The 289-nt window shown below is 33.2% G+C and carries 1 protein-coding gene; it reads left to right on the top strand.

The annotated features are described in order from the left end of the window. Positions 1-289 (top strand): PH domain-containing protein (locus RYX56_RS21855; RefSeq protein WP_317124051.1); only part of this gene is annotated, 289 nt, incomplete at both ends.

The raw sequence follows: 289 nt of genomic DNA on the forward strand, positions 1-289 counted from the left end.
TATTTTGGAAAATTTTTAATGAAGCATCCTGGTTAACTTCTTCAAATACGCCGGCAGTGCTAGGGATCACTAATAAACGATTACTAATTTATAAACTTCATCTCAATTCAACGATTGATCTTCTTGAGGCGATTCCTTTAAAAGATGTGGCCTCATGTAAGGAAAGTAATGGTTTGTTAAATGGCGGCATCCTGATTCAGCTTCGGAATAATAAAAAGCTTAAATTTGTTTTTAAGAAGGAGCAAGTGACACAAATCATTCAAATTATTTCACAATCCTTAAAGAATGT

This window comes from Alkalihalophilus lindianensis (assembly GCF_032843265.1).
GTDB lineage: Bacteria > Bacillota > Bacilli > Bacillales > Bacillaceae_D > Alkalihalophilus > Alkalihalophilus lindianensis.